The sequence below is a fragment of the Bacteroides faecichinchillae JCM 17102 genome, assembly GCF_000614145.1.
Classification (GTDB): Bacteria; Bacteroidota; Bacteroidia; order Bacteroidales; family Bacteroidaceae; genus Bacteroides; species Bacteroides faecichinchillae.
In genome coordinates, this window is sequence record NZ_BAKK01000131.1 from 1 (window position 1) to 766 (window position 766).

The following is a 766-nucleotide window of genomic DNA, read 5'->3' on the forward strand; positions in this document are numbered from 1 at the left end:
TCGATCTTTTCATGGGCTTCTATCTGATGAAAATTGGCCATCGGACTCAATGCCATTAGTATGCCAACTGTTTTATCTTTTTTATACCATTTAGCTTTGAATTCATCGTGGGGATATGAAATCAGACCTTTTCCCGGATCGGAAACATATATTTTAGTCTTTGAAGTTTTATATACAACAATAAAATGGTCATCATTCCAATGGGCAATACAAGGAAGGGGTAACTTAAAAAGGAGTTCATCAATAGAAGCGGTGACGGATATTGATCGCAGCCCGATCTTATCGGCTGCATAGCTAATATCGTGAAATGAAACGCCTTCACGAGTAATGCCACATAAATCACGCAGATATTGCAGGGAGTAGTATTTGCCGTAGTACTTAGCGATAATTTTTAAACAAGCAGGTCCGCAATCCTTGGCATCCATCTGATATTCGTGAGGAAAAGCTGTTAATTTCATTGTGTGATCTTTTTTATTGCAAAAAAATCCATTTTAAACTAGAAAAGAAATTTTCAGACTATGTTTTTAAACATACAAACAGATTGACAACATCTCAAAAAAATGTTTATATTTGCGTATTGTTATCATCAGAGGTAGCAAAAAAGATAAAGTTCGTTCTTCGATATGCTTTGTTTATCGTGGTTTCAGAAGATTTTAATTAGAAGTATCCCTACAGGATAGAGTACATGTAAATAAGATACTTACTGAACACGATTACAAAAACATTAAAAAAGCAAATTATAAACAACTGAAAATAAGCCGGAAAT

The 766-nt window shown here is 34.1% G+C and carries 1 protein-coding gene; it reads right to left on the reverse strand.

The window, feature by feature from the left end; translation table 11 throughout:
* On the reverse strand, positions 1 to 458 hold a 458-nt coding region (locus JCM17102_RS25450; protein WP_033887283.1), incomplete at its 3' end, for a cysteine peptidase family C39 domain-containing protein.
* Between the last annotated feature and the right edge of the window lie 308 nt (positions 459 to 766).